At 70.9% G+C, this 18367-nt stretch carries 9 protein-coding genes; 8 read left to right on the forward strand and 1 reads right to left on the reverse strand.

Going from position 1 to position 18367, the window contains the following annotated elements; genetic code table 11:
- Positions 1-8 precede the first annotated feature (8 nt).
- Positions 9-7082 carry a DUF4082 domain-containing protein gene (locus ACYVDO_RS10995; RefSeq protein ID WP_460935703.1) on the forward strand — a complete coding sequence of 2358 codons (7074 nt, stop codon included), beginning with the start codon at positions 9-11 and terminating at the stop codon, positions 7080-7082.
- A gap of 108 nt (positions 7083-7190) precedes the next feature.
- The gene (locus tag ACYVDO_RS11000; RefSeq protein ID WP_460935705.1) at positions 7191-8330 is read left to right on the forward strand and encodes a glycosyltransferase family 2 protein; all 1140 of its coding nucleotides are present in this window, start codon (positions 7191-7193) and stop codon (positions 8328-8330) included.
- A gap of 27 nt (positions 8331-8357) precedes the next feature.
- On the opposite strand, the gene ACYVDO_RS11005 is transcribed toward ACYVDO_RS11000, so the two are convergent.
- On the reverse strand, positions 8358-9527 hold the full coding sequence (locus tag ACYVDO_RS11005) for a glycosyltransferase family 4 protein (RefSeq protein ID WP_460935707.1): 1170 nt from the start codon (positions 9525-9527) through the stop codon (positions 8358-8360).
- A 352-nt stretch (positions 9528-9879) separates the two neighbouring features.
- Between ACYVDO_RS11005 and ACYVDO_RS11010 the strand changes: the two genes are divergently transcribed.
- The 6 genes from ACYVDO_RS11010 to asnB all read left to right on the forward strand — a co-directional run bounded on the left by ACYVDO_RS11010 (position 9880) and on the right by asnB (position 18344).
- On the forward strand, positions 9880-11004 hold the full coding sequence (locus ACYVDO_RS11010) for a DegT/DnrJ/EryC1/StrS family aminotransferase (protein ID WP_460935778.1): 1125 nt from the start codon (positions 9880-9882) through the stop codon (positions 11002-11004).
- Positions 11004-12137, forward strand: a complete 1134-nt coding sequence (locus ACYVDO_RS11015) for a DegT/DnrJ/EryC1/StrS family aminotransferase (protein ID WP_460935709.1) — start codon at positions 11004-11006, stop codon at positions 12135-12137. Before ACYVDO_RS11010 ends, ACYVDO_RS11015 begins: the two co-directional genes overlap by 1 nt.
- Positions 12138-12153: 16 nt before the next feature.
- Positions 12154-13671 (forward strand): lipopolysaccharide biosynthesis protein, encoded by a 1518-nt coding sequence (locus ACYVDO_RS11020; protein ID WP_460935711.1) that lies wholly within the window; start codon positions 12154-12156, stop codon positions 13669-13671.
- 145 nt (positions 13672-13816) lie between these two features.
- A complete protein-coding gene (locus tag ACYVDO_RS11025; protein ID WP_460935713.1) occupies positions 13817-15136 on the forward strand; it encodes a nucleotide sugar dehydrogenase in 1320 nt (439 codons plus the stop codon).
- Positions 15133-16425, forward strand: a complete 1293-nt coding sequence (locus ACYVDO_RS11030; RefSeq protein ID WP_460935715.1) for a glycosyltransferase family 4 protein — start codon at positions 15133-15135, stop codon at positions 16423-16425. Before ACYVDO_RS11025 ends, ACYVDO_RS11030 begins: the two co-directional genes overlap by 4 nt.
- Before the next feature lie 11 nt (positions 16426-16436).
- The gene (asnB, locus tag ACYVDO_RS11035; protein ID WP_460935717.1) at positions 16437-18344 is read left to right on the forward strand and encodes an asparagine synthase (glutamine-hydrolyzing); all 1908 of its coding nucleotides are present in this window, start codon (positions 16437-16439) and stop codon (positions 18342-18344) included.
- Positions 18345-18367 lie beyond the last annotated feature (23 nt).

The following is an 18367-nucleotide window of genomic DNA, read 5'->3' on the forward strand; positions in this document are numbered from 1 at the left end:
GAGGCATGATGGGAAGCCAGTCGTCTGCGGCACCGGTCGGCGCGAGGGCAGGACGGCCGCGCTTCCGGCTGCGGCGCGCGCTGGTGTCCCTGGCGGCGGCCGCGGCCACGGTCGTCGCGCCGCTGCAGGTGATGTCCGCGCAGCCCGCGGCCGCCGCCGACCCCTGCGCTGCTCCGGTCAACGTGATCGCGTGCGAGAACACGAAGACCGGGACACCGTCCAGCAACTGGGCCGTGTCCGGCGTCGGTGACGCGACGATCCAAGGGTTCGCGACGTCGATGAGCGTGCAGGCCGGCGACACCGTGCACTTCAAGATCAAGACGACGGCCAACTCGTACCACCTCGACGTGCTCCGCATGGGTTACTACCAGGGCAACGGCGCGCGGATGATCCAAGCCGGTGTCAAGCCCACGGCCACGCTCCCGCAGACCCAGCCGAACTGTGCCGTCATCAACGACGGTACGGGCATGGTCGACTGCGGCAACTGGGCCGAGTCTGCTTCCTGGACCGTGCCGAGCACGGCGGTCTCAGGGGTCTACATGGTCCACCTGGTCCGCGACGACACCGGCGGCAGCAGCATGATGGTCTTCGTCGTGCGCAACGACGCAAGTCACTCCGACGTGCTGTTCCAGACGTCGGACCAGACGTGGCAGGCCTACAACACCTACGGCGGCAACAGCCTCTACCAGTGCACGCTCACCAACTGCCCGCCCAACAGCCTCGCGTCCTACACCGGCGCCTCGAAGGTCTCCTACAACCGACCCTTCCACAGCGCCGCGGACGACAGTGGGCGGAGCTGGCTGATGTATGCCGAGTACCCGATGATCCGCTTCATGGAGGCGAACGGGTACGACGTCTCGTACACCAGCGGCGTGGACATGTCGCAGTCGAGCGCTGCGCCGCTCCTGCTCAACCACAAGACGTTCATGTCCGTCGGCCACGACGAGTACTGGTCGGGCCAGCAGCGCGCGAACGTCGAGAACGCGCGCGACCACGGCGTCAACCTGGCGTTCTTCAGCGGCAACGAGGTCTTCTGGAAGACGCGGTTCGAGTCGAGCTACGACGGTACGAGCACCGCGAACCGGACCCTGGTCTGCTACAAGGACACCCACTACGACGTGCAGGTCGACCCCGTCGCGTGGACGGGCACCTGGCAGGACCCACGGTTCAGCCCGCCCTCCGACGGCGGCAGGCCGCAGAACGCCCTCACCGGACAGCTGTTCGTCACCAACTCGGGCACCACCGACATCCAGGTGCCCGCGGCCTTCAGCAAGCTGCGCTTCTGGCGGAACACCGCGGTCTCGCGCCTGACGTCGGGGCAGACCGCAACGCTGGGCGCCGGCCTCGGGACCCTCGGGTACGAGTGGGACGCGGACGTGGACAACGGCTTCCGACCAGCCGGCGCCTTCAGGTTGTCGGCCACGACGTACAACTCCAGCCAGGTGTTCACCGACTACGGCACGACGACCAAGGACAACCAGTCGGCGACCCACAACATGACGCTGTACCGCGCACCGAGCGGCGCCCTGGTGTTCGGATCCGGCACCGTGCAGTGGTCCTTCGGCCTCGGCCAATCGGGGTCCGCGGCAGACGTCACCATGCAGCAGGCGACGGTCAACCTGTTCGCCGACATGGGCATGCAGCCCTACGCGCTCCTCAGCGGCCTGACCACGGCCTCCACCTCCACGGACACCATGGCCCCGACTTCCGTCGTCAGCTCACCGGCTGCGAACGCCACGGTGGGAGACGGTGCGAAGGTCACCGTCTCCGGCACGGCCTCCGACTCCGGTGGCGGGGTCGTCGCAGGCGTCGAGGTGTCCACCGACGGTGGGACGACCTGGCACCCGGCGACCGGGACGACCAGCTGGACCTACAGCTGGACAGCGCACGGCTCGCCCACGACGACGATCAGGACCAGGGCCGTCGACGACAGCGGCAACATGGAGACCCCGGGCGCCGGCACCACGGTCAACGTGGGGTGCACCTGCAGCATCTGGGGACCTGCCTTCACCCCCACGCTTGCGGACTCCGGCAGTGCCACCGGTACCGAGGTGGGCGTCAAGTTCAAGTCCGAGGCCTCGGGAGTCATCACCGGGATCCGCTTCTACAAGTCGGCGAAGAACACCGGCACCCACGTCGGCAACCTGTGGACCTCCAGCGGGACGAAGCTGGCGTCCGCCACGTTCACGGGCGAGACGGCCTCGGGGTGGCAGCAGGTCACCTTCGCGACCCCGGTCGCCATCAACGCCAACAGCGTGTACGTCGCGTCGTACTACGCGCCGGTCGGGCATACCGCGTCGGACGACGACTATTTCTACCCGAACCCCTCACCGACGCCCTACGTGTACAGCACTGTCGACAGTGCCCCGCTCCACGCGCTGCGTGACGTTAACGGCACGGTGAACGGCGTCTACAAGACGGGCTCGAGCAGCGCGTTCCCGACCTCGAGCTCGACCGCGACCAACTACTGGGTCGACGTGATGTACAGCCCGACCACCGGACCGGCTACGGCACCCGGCGCGCCCACCGCCGTGACGGCGACACCGGGCAACGCCTCGGCGGTCGTCTCCTGGACGGCTCCGTCCGACGGCGGCAGTGCCATCACCAGCTACACAGTGACGCCCTACGTCGGAACGACGGCCCAGCCCAGCACCACCGTGACGGGCGTCACCGCCGACCCCAGCGCAACGGTCAACGGCCTCACCAACGGTACGGCGTACACGTTCGAGGTCACAGCCACGAACTCGGTGGGCACGGGCCCCGCGTCCGCGGCCTCCAACGCCGTCACACCCGTGGCGACCGTCTGCTCCCCGTGCACGATCTGGTCAGCCGCGACCGTGCCGAACACGCCGGACCAGAACGACCCGAACGCGGACGAGCTCGGGACGAAGTTCACCGCCGACATCAACGGCTACGTGACCGGCGTGCGGTTCTACAAGGCCCCGCTCAACACGGGGACCCACATCGGCAACCTGTGGACCGCGTCCGGCGCACGGATGGCCACCGTCACCTTTACCAACGAGACCGCGTCGGGGTGGCAGCAGGCGACCTTCTCCTCGCCCGTGGCGATCACGGCAGGCCAGGTCTACGTCGTGTCCTACTACGCGCCCAACGGCCACTACGCCGCCGACACCGGCTACTTCGCGGCCTCCGGCGTCGACAGCCCACCCCTGCACGCGCTCAAGGACGGGGTGAGTGGTGGCAACGGCGTCTACAAGTACAGCGCCGGCAGCACCTTCCCGACGAACACCTACCAGTCCGAGGGCTACTACGTGGACGTCATGTTCACCACGGGTGCCACCAGCACGGCACCCAGCGCACCGACCGGCGTCACCGCCACGGCGGGTGACGGGTCGGCCACCGTCAGCTGGTCAGCACCGTCCGACGGCGGGAGCGCGATCACCAGCTACACCGTGACGCCGTACGTCGGCACGACGGCCCAGACACCCGTCTCGGTGGGCGGCAACCCACCTGCGACGACGGCGACGGTGACCGGCCTGACCAACGGGACGGCCTACACGTTCAAGGTCTCGGCCACCAACGCGATCGGAACCGGGCCGCAGTCGTCCGCGACCAGTGCCGTGACGCCGACGGGTGCAGCAACGGCACCGTCCACCCCCACGGGTGTCACGGCCAAGGCCGGTGACGGCTCCGCGACCCTGACCTGGACAGCGCCCTACAACGGCGGCAGCGCGATCACCTCCTACACGGTCACGCCCTACGTCGGCTCGACGAAGCAGGCGGCCGTGACGGTGACCGGAAACCCGCCCGCCACGACAGCGACGGTCACAGGGCTGACCAACGGCACGGCGTACACGTTCACGGTGTCCGCGACCAACGCCCTCGGCACGAGTTCCGAGTCGTCGCCTTCGGCCGCAGTCACGCCCGCGCCCCCCGCGACGGTGCCTGGTGCGCCGTCGGGGGTGTCGGCGGTGGCGGGGAACGCCTCGGCGGTGGTGTCGTGGTCGGCGCCGTCGTCCGATGGTGGTGCGGCGATCTCGTCGTACACGGTGACGCCGTATGCGGGGTCGGTGGCGGGGACGCCTGTGGTGGTGTCGGGTTCGCCTCCGGCGACGAGTGCGACAGTGTCGGGGTTGACGAACGGGACGGCGTACACGTTCACGGTGTCGGCGACGAACAGTGTGGGGACGGGGCCTGCGTCGGCTGCGTCGGCTGCGGTGACCCCATCGGCGCCGTCGTGCTCGCCGTGCTCGATCTGGTCGGTTTCGTCGGCTCCGGTGACGGCGAGTGTGTCGGATCCGTCGTCGGTGGAGCTGGGGGTGAAGTTCAAGGCTGACGTGTCGGGGTCGGTGACGGGGATCCGGTTCTACAAGGGTTCGGGCAACACTGGGACGCACGTGGGGTCGTTGTGGACCTCGTCGGGGACCAAGCTGGCGTCGGCGACGTTCAGTGGTGAGAGTGCGACGGGGTGGCAGACGGTGACGTTCGCCTCGCCGGTGGCGGTGACGGCGGGCACGGTGTACGTGGCGTCGTACTTCGCTCCGGCGGGTGGGTACGCCGCGGACAACGGTGGGTTGTCGGCGGGGGTGGACAACGGGGTGCTGCACGCGTTGGCGGACGGGGTCAGTGGTGGCAACGGGGTGTATGCGTACGGGTCGTCGTCCACGTTCCCCTCGAACAGCTACCAAGGCACGAACTACTGGGTCGACGTCGTCTTCCGGACGGTGGCAGCGACCGCTCCGGGTGCACCCAACGGTGTCACCGCGTCGGCAGGCAACGCCTCGGCGACGGTGACCTGGACGGCCCCTTCCGACGGTGGCGCCACGATCACCTCCTACATGGTGACGCCCTGGGCAGGATCGACCGCCGGCACCCCGGTCACGGTGACCGGGAGCCCGGCCCCCACCAGGGCGACGGTCAGCGGGCTGACCAACGGGACGGCCTACACCTTCACGGTGATGGCGACCAACAGCGTCGGGACCGGTCCCGCGTCGGCGCCGTCCGCCGCGGTGACGCCGGTGGCGACCACCTCGTGCACCTCCTGCACGATCTGGCCGTCGACCGCGGTGCCGGCCAACCCCTCGGACAGTGACACCTCGTCGATCGAGGTGGGTGTGCGGTTCAGCTCCGACGTCGACGGCACCGTCACCGGCATCCGGTTCTACAAGGGCACCGGGAACACCGGCACGCATGTCGGCAGCCTGTGGAGCACCACCGGCACCAAGCTGGCCTCGGCGACCTTCGTGAGCGAGAGCGCGAGCGGGTGGCAGCAGGCCAACTTCGCCTCACCGGTGGCGGTCACGGCGGGCACCGTCTACGTCGCCTCGTACCTGGCGCCGTCGGGCGGCTACGCAGCGGACGGCGGAACCTTGGCCTCCGCGGTGGACAGCCCACCGCTGCACGCGCTCAAGGACGGCTCGAGCGGTGCGAACGGCCTCTACACCTACGCGTCGACGAGCACCTTCCCCACGAACACGTTCAACTCGACGAACTACTGGGTCGACGTGGTCTTCAGCAACGCGGCGGCGACCGCGCCCAGCGCGCCCACGAGCGTGAGCGCCACGGCCGGTGACAAGTCGGCCACCGTGACGTGGGGCGTCCCGTCCACGGGCGGCAGCGCAATCACCTCCTACACCGTCACGCCCTGGGCCGGGACGACCGCGGGCACACCGGTGCCGGTGACCGGCAACCCGCCCGCCGCCACCGCGACGGTCACCGGCCTGACCAACGGCACGACGTACACCTTCACGGTGACCGCCACCAACGCCGTCGGCACCAGCCCGGCCTCCACCCCGTCGAACGCGGTCACCCCCGCAGCACCGAGCACCACGTGCTCGGCCTGCACCCTCTGGTCCTCGAACGCCGTGCCGGTGACGGCCAGCGCCGCGGACACCTCGAGCCTGACGGTCGGGGTCAAGTTCAAGTCCGACGTGGCCGGCTGGGTCAAGGGCATCCGCTTCTACAAGGGCAGCGGCAACACCGGGACCCACGTCGGGGCCCTGTGGACGACGTCGGGCACCAAGCTCGCGTCCGCCACCTTCACGGGTGAGAGCGCGACGGGTTGGCAGCAGGTCACGTTCGCGTCACCCGTCGCAATCACGGCCGGGACGGTCTACGTCGCGTCGTACCTCGCGCCAAACGGTCGCTACGCCTCCGACAGCAGCTACTTCGCAAACGCCGGGGTGGACAACGCGCCCCTCCACGCGCTGAAGAACGGCGTCAGCGGTGGCAACGGGGTCTACTCCTACGGGTCGACGATGACCTTCCCGTCCAACTCCTACAAGTCCACGAACTACTGGGTCGACGTGGTGTTCACGACGAGCGCCGCAGCGGCGCCTGGTGCGCCGTCGGGGGTGTCGGCGGTGGCGGGGAACGCCTCGGCGGTGGTGTCGTGGTCGGCGCCGTCGTCCGATGGTGGTGCGGCGATCTCGTCGTACACGGTGACGCCGTATGCGGGGTCGGTGGCGGGGACGCCTGTGGTGGTGTCGGGTTCGCCTCCGGCGACGAGTGCGACAGTGTCGGGGTTGACGAACGGGACGGCGTACACGTTCACGGTGTCGGCGACGAACAGTGTGGGGACGGGGCCTGCGTCGGCTGCGTCGGCTGCGGTGACCCCATCGGCGCCGTCGTGCTCGCCGTGCTCGATCTGGTCGGTTTCGTCGGCTCCGGTGACGGCGAGTGTGTCGGATCCGTCGTCGGTGGAGCTGGGGGTGAAGTTCAAGGCTGACGTGTCGGGGTCGGTGACGGGGATCCGGTTCTACAAGGGTTCGGGCAACACTGGGACGCACGTGGGGTCGTTGTGGACCTCGTCGGGGACCAAGCTGGCGTCGGCGACGTTCAGTGGTGAGAGTGCGACGGGGTGGCAGACGGTGACGTTCGCCTCGCCGGTGGCGGTGACGGCGGGCACGGTGTACGTGGCGTCGTACTTCGCTCCGGCGGGTGGGTACGCCGCGGACAACGGTGGGTTGTCGGCGGGGGTGGACAACGGGGTGCTGCACGCGTTGGCGGACGGGGTCAGTGGTGGCAACGGGGTGTATGCGTACGGGTCGTCGTCCACGTTCCCCTCGAACAGCTACCAAGGCACGAACTACTGGGTCGACATCCTCTTCACCGCCAACTAGGCACGACGTCCATCGGGAGGGCGGCCGGTGCGCCGCCACGGAGTCCGACGGCCCTCCCGGGGACGCGGAGAGACAGGCAGGAGCAGAGCAGTGGCAGGGGCGGAGGGCATGAGCACGGACACGAGTGAGCGGCCGGAGGAGGTGGCGGTGCAGGCGCCCGGGCGCAGCGGGCGGACGAGGAGCTCGGTGAGCGTCGTCGTCCCCTGCTACCGCTACGGCCACTACCTCCAGGACTCCGTGGGCAGCGTGCTGGAGCAGGAGGGCGTCGACGTGCGGGTACTCGTCGTCGACGACGCCTCGGGCGACGGCAGCGCGGAGGTGGCCCAAGAGCTGGCCCAGCGCGACCCGCGGGTCGAGGTGTCGGTGCACCCCTCGAACCGTGGTCACCTGCAGACGTACAACGAGGGCCTCCTCGACTGGGCGGACGGGGACTACTGCGTCCTGCTGTCGGCTGACGACATGCTGGCCCCCGGGTCGCTCAAGCGGGCGACCGATCTCATGGAGGCGCACCCCAGAGCGGCGTTCGCCTACGGCAACGTCCTCTGGTTCCACGAAGGACGCCCCCTCCCGGCGGCGCGGACCCGTCCGCGGGGCTGGTCTGTCTGGGACGGCCACCGCTGGCTCGAGCGCCGTCTGCGCCACGGCCGTAGCGGCATCAACTCGCCCGAGGTCGTCGTGCGCACGTCGGCGCAGCGGGAGGTGGGCGGCTACGACGTCCGGTACCCGCACCTCGCCGACACGCACATGTGGCTGCGCCTCGCTGCGCACGGTGACGTCGGCTACCTGCGGGGCGTCGACCAGGCGTACTACCGCCGGCACGGCTCGAACATGTCGATCGCCTACACGCCGTTGCTGACCCTCCAGCAGTACGCCGAGATGTACGACTCCGTCCTCGAGCGGGTGGCCGACCGGGTCCCAGACACCGAACGGCTGTCGGCCATTGTGCGTCGCAAGTTGGCCTGGGAGGCCTTGCTGACCGCTGCCCGTGCCTACGAGCGGGGCGAGGTCGCGCAGACCCCCGTCGACGAGCTGGTCGAGTTCGCCCTCCGCACCAGTCCCGAAGCCACGTCGCTGGCGATCCACCGGGGGCTGCGCGTGCGCCGCGTCATCGGGCCCGACACGATGCCCAGACTGCGGCCGCTGCTGCTCCCGGTCGAGGTCGCCCGCAAGGCGCAGTCGGCCTGGCTGGGGCTGCCGGTCTGGCGACCGTTGCTGTCCTCCGGGACCTGGGCCCGATACCGCGCCTGACTGGACGGCCACGGGCAAGCTCCTCGCTCAGGAGTCGTGGCGTGCGACCGATGACACCGCACCCGCACGGTTGTACGACGAGCAGACCCGCTGCACCCACGCCGACTCCGTAAACCTCTCCTCGAACACTGATCGGCAGTGCGGCCGCAAACTCGGGAAAAAGGTCGCGGCATGGTCGAGAGACGCCGCGAGGTCGGGGCCCGCGACCGCCCCAACCCCCAGCTCGGCGACCAGGCGAGCGGCGGGAGCCGGCCGCCACGCAAGGACGGGTGTGCCGACGGCAAGGCTCTCCAGGGCCACCAGGGCCAGTCCTTCCAGCCATCGCGACGGGAACACCAAGCCGAGGGCGCCCGCCATGAGACTGCGCAGCGCGGACTTCGACTGCTGACCGACGACCTCCACCCCGGGACCTGCGGCGGACCGCACGTCGGTCAGTTGCGGCCCGGCCCCCGCCACGACCAGTCGTCGCCCGCGGGGCCACTCCCTGATGAGTTCGAGGATTCCTTTTTCGGCAGTGAGCCTGCCGGCGTACAGCCAGTAGTCGCCTCCCCCGCCGACCTCGGGCACGTCGGTAGAGGGGATGAAGTTGTGCACGACGTCGACCCGGCTCGCCGGGACACCTCCGCGCGTGTAGAGCTGCGCCATCTCCTGGCTGAGGACGAGGAGGCGGTCGGCCCGGGTCAGCACTGGGTCCGCGCCGAAGCGGGTGGACACCGTCAGCGGAAGGGTGTGCAGCCGGCTGTCGCGGTAGCACCCGTGCAGGAGCGACGGAAGAGCACTGCGGCCGTCCAGGCAGTTCGTGCACACCTGGCCGTCGCGGAAGAATGTCCCCACCGGGCACAGCGGACGGTAGTTGTGGGCGTGCGCGACGAGGGGCCCCTTCCACCGCTTCACCCACGTGCGCCCGAAGTTGGGAAAGAGGTTGTGGACGTGCACCACGTCGGGGGCGAATTCGGTCAGTGCACCCAGGGGCGACCTGCCACGTCCCGTCGCGACGGTGAAGGCTGCCGCGGCGACGTGGAGCGGGCTGTTCTCGCGCTCGTCCGTGCGCTCCTCCACCAGCAGGGTCTCGATGCCCGCGCGCTGGAACGCGGCCACCTGCTGCTCCACCAGGGAGTTCTCGCCACTGGGCTGGCGGGAGGAGTAGTAACTGTGCACCACCCCCACTCGCAGCGGTGCGGTCCCTGCGCCAGCCATGCGCTCATCCTCGCACAACGCCCGCCACCCTGGGTGCCCCGCGAAGAGCTACCCGGAATCGCCCCAAGTCTCCGCGGACGGCGGCTGTGCCCTTGCAAGTGCGTCGCCCAGAAACTGCTGCAGGGGCGGCATCACACGGGTGGGCGCCGGCGTGGCGTCCGCTCCTGTCGGCGGCGATCGGAACCGGCGCGACTCAGCGAACTTCCTGCGCGGGGCGGTATCACAAGCGCCTGCCCGTCGCTCTCCTTCACAGGACCGCCACGAGATGCGGTCGCAGCAGGAACAGCCGCGGTGCGAGGGCGACCACGGAACTGGGTGCGTGGACAGAGGGGACGATGACGTGATTCCGGTGATGAAACCGTGGCTCGACGAGGCGGAGGCGAAGGCTGCGGCCGATGTCGTCGCCTCCGGGTGGCTGGCCCAAGGACCGCGTGTGGCCGAGTTCGAGTCGGCCTTCGCGGCCAAGGTCGGCGTGGCCGAGGGGGTGGCGGTCTCGTCGTGCACGACCGCTCTGCACCTCGCCCTGCACCTCCTCGGGGTCGGGCCCGGCGACGAGGTCGTCGTGCCGTCGTTCTCCTTCATCGCCACCGCGAACTGCGTCCGCTACGTCGGCGCCGAGCCGGTGTTCGGCGACGTCGAGGCGCTCGACGGCAACCTCAGCGTGCGCACGGTCGAGGCGGTGCTGACCGACCGGACGAGGGCCGTGGTGGTCGTCGACCAGGGCGGAATGCCGGCCGACGTCCAGCCCCTGCGCGAGCTGTGCGACGCCCGAGGGCTCGCCCTCGTGGAGGACGCCGCCTGCGCCGCGGGGTCGACCTACCGCGGACAGCCCGTGGGAGTGTCCTCCGCACTGGCGGCCTGGTCTTTCCACCCACGCAAGCTGCTCACCACCGGCGAGGGGGGCATGCTCACGACCACGGACACGCAGCTCGCCGAGCGCGCCCGTCGCCAGCGGGAACACGGCATGAGCGTCAGCGCCGCCGCCCGCCACGCCAGCAAGCAGCCTGTGCTGGAGCAGTACCTCGAGGTGGGCTTCAACTTCCGGATGACCGACATCCAGGCCGCGGTCGGCCTCGTCCAGCTCGGCAAGCTCGACGCCATGGTCGCCCGAAGGCGCGAGCTCGCGGGCGCCTACCAGGCGATGCTCGCCGACGTCCCGGGGCTGCGCACCGTGCGCGACCCCGAGTGGGGCAACTCAAACTTCCAGTCGTTCTGGGTCGAGCTCGAGCCGGGTTTTCCGCTGTCCCGCAACGAGCTCCTGGCCCAGCTCGCCGACCGTGGCGTCTCGGCCCGCGCCGGGATCATGGCCGCCCACCGACAGCCCGCGTACTCCGACCACCCGAGGGGGGACCTCACCGTGACCGAACGGCTCACCGACACCACGCTCATCCTGCCGATGTTCCACACGATGACCGCGGCCGAGCAGCAGCACGTCGTCGACTGCGTCCGCGGCGCCGCAGGGCTGAGGGCGGCCTGATGGGCGCCGAGCAGCGGGCCGGGGTGCCCCTGGTCGACCTGTCGGTGCAGCACGCGCAGGTGGCCGAGGAGGTGGCAGAGGGCTTCGGTCAGGTGCTGGCCACCGGTGACTTCATCGGCGGCAAGGCGGTCGGCGCCTTCGAGCGCGCGTATGCCGAGTTCGTCGGCGTCCGTGCGTGCGTCGGCATGGGCAACGGCACGGACGCGCTCGAGCTGGCGATGCGCGCGGTCGGGGTCGGCCCCGGCGACGAGGTCGTTCTCCCGGCCAACACCTTCATCGCCACGGCCGAGGCCGTGCTGCGCGCCGGCGGCACGCCCGTGTTCGCCGACGTCGACGACGACGCGCTCCTGCTCGACCCGGCTGCCGTGGACGCCGCGCTGACCGGGCGCACCCGGGCCGTCGTGCCCGTCGACCTCTTCGGCCAGGTCGCGCCCTTCGAGCAGCTGCCCACGGCCCTGGCGCAGCGCGGCATACGCGTCGTCGAGGACGGCGCCCAGTCCCAGGGGTCGACGCGGTACGGGAAGGCCGCCGGGACCTTCGGCGACGTGGCGGCGACGAGCTTCTACCCCGGCAAGAACCTCGGGGCCTACGGCGACGCCGGTGCGGTCTTGACCGACGACGAGGAGATCGCCGCGGCGGTGCGGCTGCTCGGCGCCCACGGCAGCCCGGCCAAGTACGAGCACACCATCATCGGCTTCAACTCCAGGCTCGACACGCTCCAGGCGGTCGTGCTCTCCGCCAAGCTCAAGCGCCTGCGCGGTTGGAACGTCGAGCGTCGTGCGGCTGCGGCGGTCTACGACGAGCTGCTTGCCGACGCCGCGGGCGTCCGGCTCCCGACGACGCTGGAGGGCAACGAGCACGTGTGGCACCTCTACGTCGTGCGGGTCGACCACCGGGACGAGGTGCTGCGGCAGCTGCAGGAGGAGGGCGTGGGCGCGGGCATCCACTACCCGACCCCGGTCCACCTGACTCCTGCCATGGCCCACCTCGGACACCGGGTCGGCGAGTTCCCGGTGAGCGAGCGCGCGGCGGGGCAGATCCTGTCGCTCCCGCTCTTCCCGGGCATCACCCGCAGCCAGCAGGAGCGCGTCGTCGACGTGCTGTCCGGCGCGCTCGCCCGGACCGCGGGCTGAGCCGGGAACGGCACCGGTGACCCTCGACCAGCAGGCGCCGCGCGACCGGCTCGGCCGCCACGCCACGTCGGGGGTGATGTGGCTGGCCGCACAGAAGTGGGTGGTGCGCACGAGCGGTTTCGTCACGCTCGTCGTCCTCACCCACCACGTGTCGCCGAAGGACTTCGGCGTCGTCGCCGCGGCGATGACGGTGGTCCCGATGATCTACCTGCTCTCCGACGTGGGCTTCTCGACCTACCTCCTGCAGAGCACGGACACCGACCGCCGGAGCCTGAGCACCGCGTTCTGGACCACGATGGCTGCCGGCGCGGTGCTGTCAACGATCCTGTGGTTCACCGCACCGTTGATGGCCGGCGCCTTCCGCAGCCCGACGCTGGTGCCCGTGCTGCGGGCCCTGGTGCTCGCGGTCCTGCCGACCGTCCTCGCCGGCGTCCCGCTCGCGCTCCTCCGGCGTGCACTGCGGTTCCGTGCAGTCGCCCTGCAGAGCCTCGCCGCCGCGATGGTGGGCCAGGTCGTGGCGGTGGTCCTCGCACTCTCCGGCGGCGGTGTCTGGGCGCTGGTGGCGCAGGTCGTGGCCACCCAGTGGGTCGTCGCGATGCTGGCGTGGCACGGGGCGCGGTGGCGTCCGGGGTGGACGGTCTCGGCGGCCAAGTTCCGCGAGATGACGGCGTTCGGTGCGCGGGTCTCCAGCGTCGACCTCTCCTCGACCGGCCGCGCGTGGGCCGAGAGCTGGGTGGTCACGGCGACCCTCGGCCCGGCGGCCATGGGCCTGCTCAACGTGGGGCAGCGCCTGGTCCTGGTCGCCCAGGACCTCACCGCCGGGTCGCTGGTGCCCGTGTCGACGGTCGTGTTCTCCAAAGTGCGCGACTCGGGCGACCGGCTCACCACCACCTACCTCAAGGCGCTCGGCGTGGCGTATGCCGTGGTCTCGCCGCTCATGGTCGTCATCGCCGTCACGGCGCCGCAGCTGATCCCGTTGCTCTTCGGCTCGCAGTGGGGTCCGAGCGTGCGGCCAGCCCAGGCGATGGCGGTCGCCGCGATCATCACCCTGGGCGCGATGCTCGACCACGGGCTGTTCTACGGGCTGGGGCGCCCCGGGACCTGGCTGGCCTACGCCGTCGTGGTCGACGTGGGCACCTTCGCGACCACCGCCGTGGCCGTGCGCTGGGGCGTGGCCGGGGTCGCGGTCGGCTTCCTCGTCGTCGCGACCCTCGCCACGGTGGCCCGGTGGCTGGTCGTCGGTCGCCTGCTCGGGATGCGGCCGGCCACGGTGGCGCGCCCGTTCCTCACCGCGCTCGTCCCCACCGCAGGGGCGCTCGTGGTCGGGGCACTGGTGTCGCGCTGGACGTCCACGCTCGGCTCGCTCGTCCTCGGGCTGGCGCTCCTGGGCGCCGTCACCCTCGCTGCCAACCTGGTGCTGCTGCGACTGACGGCCCCCCACGTGCTGCGGGACGCACTCGGACTGCTGCCCGTGCCCGACCGGTTCACCCGGCCGGTCGTCCGCGCACTCTGGCTGCGCCCCAGCACCTCCTGACGAGCGTCGGGCGGGTGGGACAACCGGGCCCGAACCGGGTCGAACCGTCTCCACCATTTGGCCTACCCAGGCCTTCCCCATCGGGCCGACGCGCCTTGCGGGAGCGCGGTGTTCGATGAGAACTCCAGTGTGGGAGGGGAAGTCCATGAAGGTTGCTGTCTTCGGTCTCGGCTACGTCGGCACGGTCACGGCCGCGGGCCTCGCGTCGAGGGGACACGACGTCGTCGGGGTGGACGTCGACGCCATGAAGGTCGACGCGATCGCCTCGGGGCACAGCCCCGTGGTGGAGCCGGGCATCGACGAGCTGGTGCGGGACGCGGTCGCTGCCGGCCGCCTGCACGCCACCACCGACGCCAGGCTTGCCGTCGAGGGCGCGGACGTCTCCCTCGTGTGCGTGGGGACACCCTCCTCTCCCCGCGGTGACACCGACCTGACTTACATCGAGCGGGCCGTGACCGACCTGCGTGAGGCCATGGAGGTGGCCACGCCGCCGCCATCCGGCATGCACTCGGTGGTCGTCCGCTCCACGGTGCCGCCCGGCACCGTGGCCGGCGTCGTGGCACCGGTCTTCGACGGCGAGCTGCCGGACGGCTGGGAGGTCGGCACGGCGATGTGCCCCGAGTTCCTCCGTGAGGGCTGTGGCGTCGAGGACTTCTTCGCCCCGCCGTTCGTCGTCGTCGGCACGGCCGACACCCGGACCCGCGCGGCGATGAGCGAGCTGTTCGCCTTCCTGGGCATGGAGATCCACCACGTCGACGTCGCCTCGGCCGAGGCGCTCAAGTACGCCTGCAACGCCTTCCACGCCGTGAAGGTCACGTTCGCCAACGAGATGGGCCGCGTCTTCGCAGCGCACGGCGTCGACAGCCGGCGCGTCATGGAGATCTTCTGCGAGGACCGCAAGCTCAACATCGCACCGTCCTACCTGCGCCCCGGATTCGCCTTCGGCGGGTCGTGCCTGCCCAAGGACCTGCGCTCGCTGCAGAGCCTCGCCCGGGTCAGCGGCGTGGAGATCCCGATGGTCGGCTCGGCCATGGTGAGCAACGAGATCGCCGTCCGGACCGTCGTCGACCGCGTGCTGCAGACCGGCCTGCGCAGCGTCTGCATGCTCGGCCTCAGCTTCAAGATGGACACCGACGACCTGCGCGAGAGCCCCAACCTCGAGGTGGCCGAGCGGTTCGTCGGCAAGGGCCTCGACGTGCGGATCTACGACCCGATCGTCAACCCCGACAAGCTGATCGGTGCCAACCTGCGCCACCTGCAGAGCAAGCTGGCGCACGTCAACCGCCTGCTGGCGCAGACGCCGGAGGAGGCGCTCGAGGGCGCCGAGGTCGTGCTCGTCTCCTCCTCGGACCCGGCTGCGCTGCGAGCGCTGGCCGCCAGCCGCCCGGCGCTGGTCATCGACCTGCACGGCCGGCTGGGTGCCGACGTCGAGGCGCTGGAGTCCTACGAGGGCGTGGCCTGGTGAGCCGACGTCGCAGCAGCGGCTCGGCGCGGCCCCGCGTCCTGGTCATCGTCCAGAACCTCCCCGTGCCCTTCGACCGCCGGGTCTGGCTCGAGTGCCAGACGTTGGTCGGGGCGGGCTACGACGTGACCGTGGTCTGCCCCCAGGGCCACGGCACGGGCGCCTCGCAGGTCGTCGACGGGGTGCGCATCCTCGCCTACCGTCCCTACGCGCCCGGCGGGGGAGCGCTGGGCTTCATCACCGAGTACGCATACTCCTTCCTCGCGACCGCCCGCCTCGCCCTGCGCGCCCGTCGCAGCGGCGCGTTCCGCGTCGTCCAGGCCTGCAACCCCCCGGACATCTTCTGGCCGCTGGCGTGGGCCCTGCGCGTCCTCGACGGCACGCGGTTCGTCTTCGACCACCACGACCTGTGCCCCGAGCTGTTCGAGTCGCGCTTCCCGACGGGGCGGCGCGCCTTCCTGCGCGGCCTGCTGTTCCTGGAGCGGATGACGTTCCGGACCGCCGACCGGGTCACCTCCACCAACGAGTCGTATGCCGCGATCGCCACCTCGCGGGGCGGCAAGCCGCCGCAGCGGGTCACCGTGGTGCGCACCGGGCCGGACCCGGAGAAGCTCCGTCGTCGCGAGGCCGAGCCGGAGCTGCGGCGCGGCCACGACCACCTCGTCGCCTACCTGGGGGTCATGGGACCCCAGGACGGTGTCGACGTGGCCCTGCAGGCGGCCGACATCGTCGTCAACCGACTGGGGCGCAACGACATCGGCTTCAGCCTCATGGGCGGCGGCGACTGCTGGACCGACCTCGTCGCCGAGCGCAACCGGCTGGGGCTGGAGGACCACGTCGAGATGCCCGGGCGCGTCCCGGACGATTTCGTCGTCTCCGTCTTCTCCACCGCCGAGGTCGGCCTGTCACCCGACCCGCTCAACCCCTTGAACGACGTCTCCACGATGAACAAGACGATGGAGTACATGTCGTTCGGCCTGCCGGTCGTGGCCTTCGACCTGCACGAGACGCGCGTGTCCGCCCAGGACGCAGCGCGCTACGTCCAGCCCGGTGACGTCGAGGCGTACGCCCGCGCCATCGTCGAGCTCGTCGACGACCCGGCCACCCGGGCGGAGATGGGCCGGTACGGCCGCGAGCGGGTGGAGACCCAGCTCGCCTGGGAGCACCAGCGCGGCGGCTACCTCGCCGTGTTCGACGACCTGAGCGGGCGGACCAGGTCCGCCTCCGCTGGCCTGGCACGGTCGGCCCGGTCGACGGCGGCCGGACGCCCACGGGTGGGGTCGGGGGCCTAGTCGTGTGCGGTGTGGCGGGGGCCTACCAGCAGCCGGACGGCAAGGTCGTGGTCAGCACGATGGTCGAGCGGATCGACCACCGCGGCCCCGACGCGTGCGGCGTCCTCGAGCTGGTCGACCCGGAGACCTCCGTGGTCCTGGGCCACCGGCGGCTGTCGATCATCGACCTGTCGACCGCGTCGGACCAGCCGTTCGCCAAGGACGGGCTGACGCTCAGCTACAACGGCGAGGTCTACAACTACCGCGAGCTGCGGTCCGAGCTCGAGCGGCACCACGGGGTCCGCTTCGCCACGGCGTCGGACACCGAGGTCGTGCTCGAGGCCTGGCGGGCCTGGGGGCCGGCGTCGCTGGCGCGGCTGCGGGGCATGTTCGCCTTTGCCGTCCACGACGCGTCGACGGGCTCGATCACCCTCGTCCGTGACCCGCTCGGCATCAAGCCGCTGTACGTCATGGAGCGCGGCGACGGTGTGGTGTTCGCCTCGGAGCTGAAGGCCATCCTGGCTGCGGTCGGCCGCGAGCTGACGGTCGACCCCCAGGCGATGGTCGCCTCCGCCCTCTACTACTGGGTCCCGCAGGAGTTCGACTCGGTCCGCGGAGTCTCCAAGCTGCCGCCAGGGACGTGGCGGACCTACCAACGCGACGGGTCGCGGTCCGCCGGGGTCTTCTGGGACGTCGCCGACGAGGCTGCGCGCGCGTCGCGCGGCCCGCAGGCCGACCTGCGGGAGGTGGTGGCCCAGTCCGTCCAGGCTCACCTGGTGTCCGACGCGCCGGTGGCGTCCTTCCTCAGCGGTGGCCTGGACTCCTCGATCGTGACGGCCCTCGCCCACCGCCACGACCCGTCCATCGAGGCGTACACCATCGCCTTCCGCGCGGAGGACCAGAAGCTGGAGGCCATGCCGGACGACGCGAAGTACGCGCGGATCATGGCGCGGACGCTGGGGATCCGCCTGCACGAGATCGAGATCCGGCCCGACGTCGTCAGCCTCCTACCGCGCATGGTCGACATCCTCGACGAGCCGATCGGCGACCCGGCCGCCATCAACACCCTGCTCATGTGCGACGCGGCGCGCGACGCCGGCGTCAAGGTGCTGCTGTCCGGCATGGGGGCCGACGAGCTGTTCGGCGGCTACCGCAAGCACCTGGCCACCCTCGCCACCGCCCGGTACCGCCGGCTGCCCGCAACCCTGCGCACGGGGGTGATCGCGCCCCTGGTGCGGGCGACGCCCGTCGCGGTCGGCGGACGCGGCATCCGCACGGTGCGCTGGGCCCAGCGCTTCCTCACCTTCGCCGAGCTGCCGGAGGAGGAGGCGTTCCGGCGCAGCTACACGATGTACGACCGTGACGAGCTGGCCGACCTGCTCGACCCTGCCCTCTCGGGCAGCGTCGACCACGTCATCGACCGGCACCGCGAGGTGTACGAGGACAACGCCCTCGAGCACCAGGTCGACCGGATGTGCCTGGCCGACGCGCGGATGTTCATGGTGGGGCTCAACCTCACCTACACCGACCGCGCCAGCATGGCGGCGTCGACCGAGGTGCGCGTGCCGTTCGTCGACATCGAGGTGTTCCGCGCGGCGTTCTCGGTGCCCGGGCCGGAGAAGATCCGCGGGCGGGTGCAGAAGGCCGCCCTGAAGGACGCCGCCCGGGCGTGGCTCCCGGACGAGGTCATCGACCGCCCCAAGGCGAGCTTCGGCGTCCCCCTCCGGGCCTGGATCGGGAACGACCTCAGGGAGCTGGTCGACGACACGCTGCTGCGCGGCGAGCTCGTCGCGTCGGGCTTCCTGCGCCGGGACCCCCTGCAGCGACTGGTCGAGGACCAGCGGACGGGGCGGCGTGACGAGTCCAAGCAGATCTGGCAGCTGTTGTGCCTGGAGTACTGGTACCGCAACGTCCGGACCGCAGGGGTGGCCACCGCATGAACAGCAGGAGCAGGGGGCAGGGG

It is taken from the genome of Phycicoccus ginsengisoli (assembly GCF_054779295.1).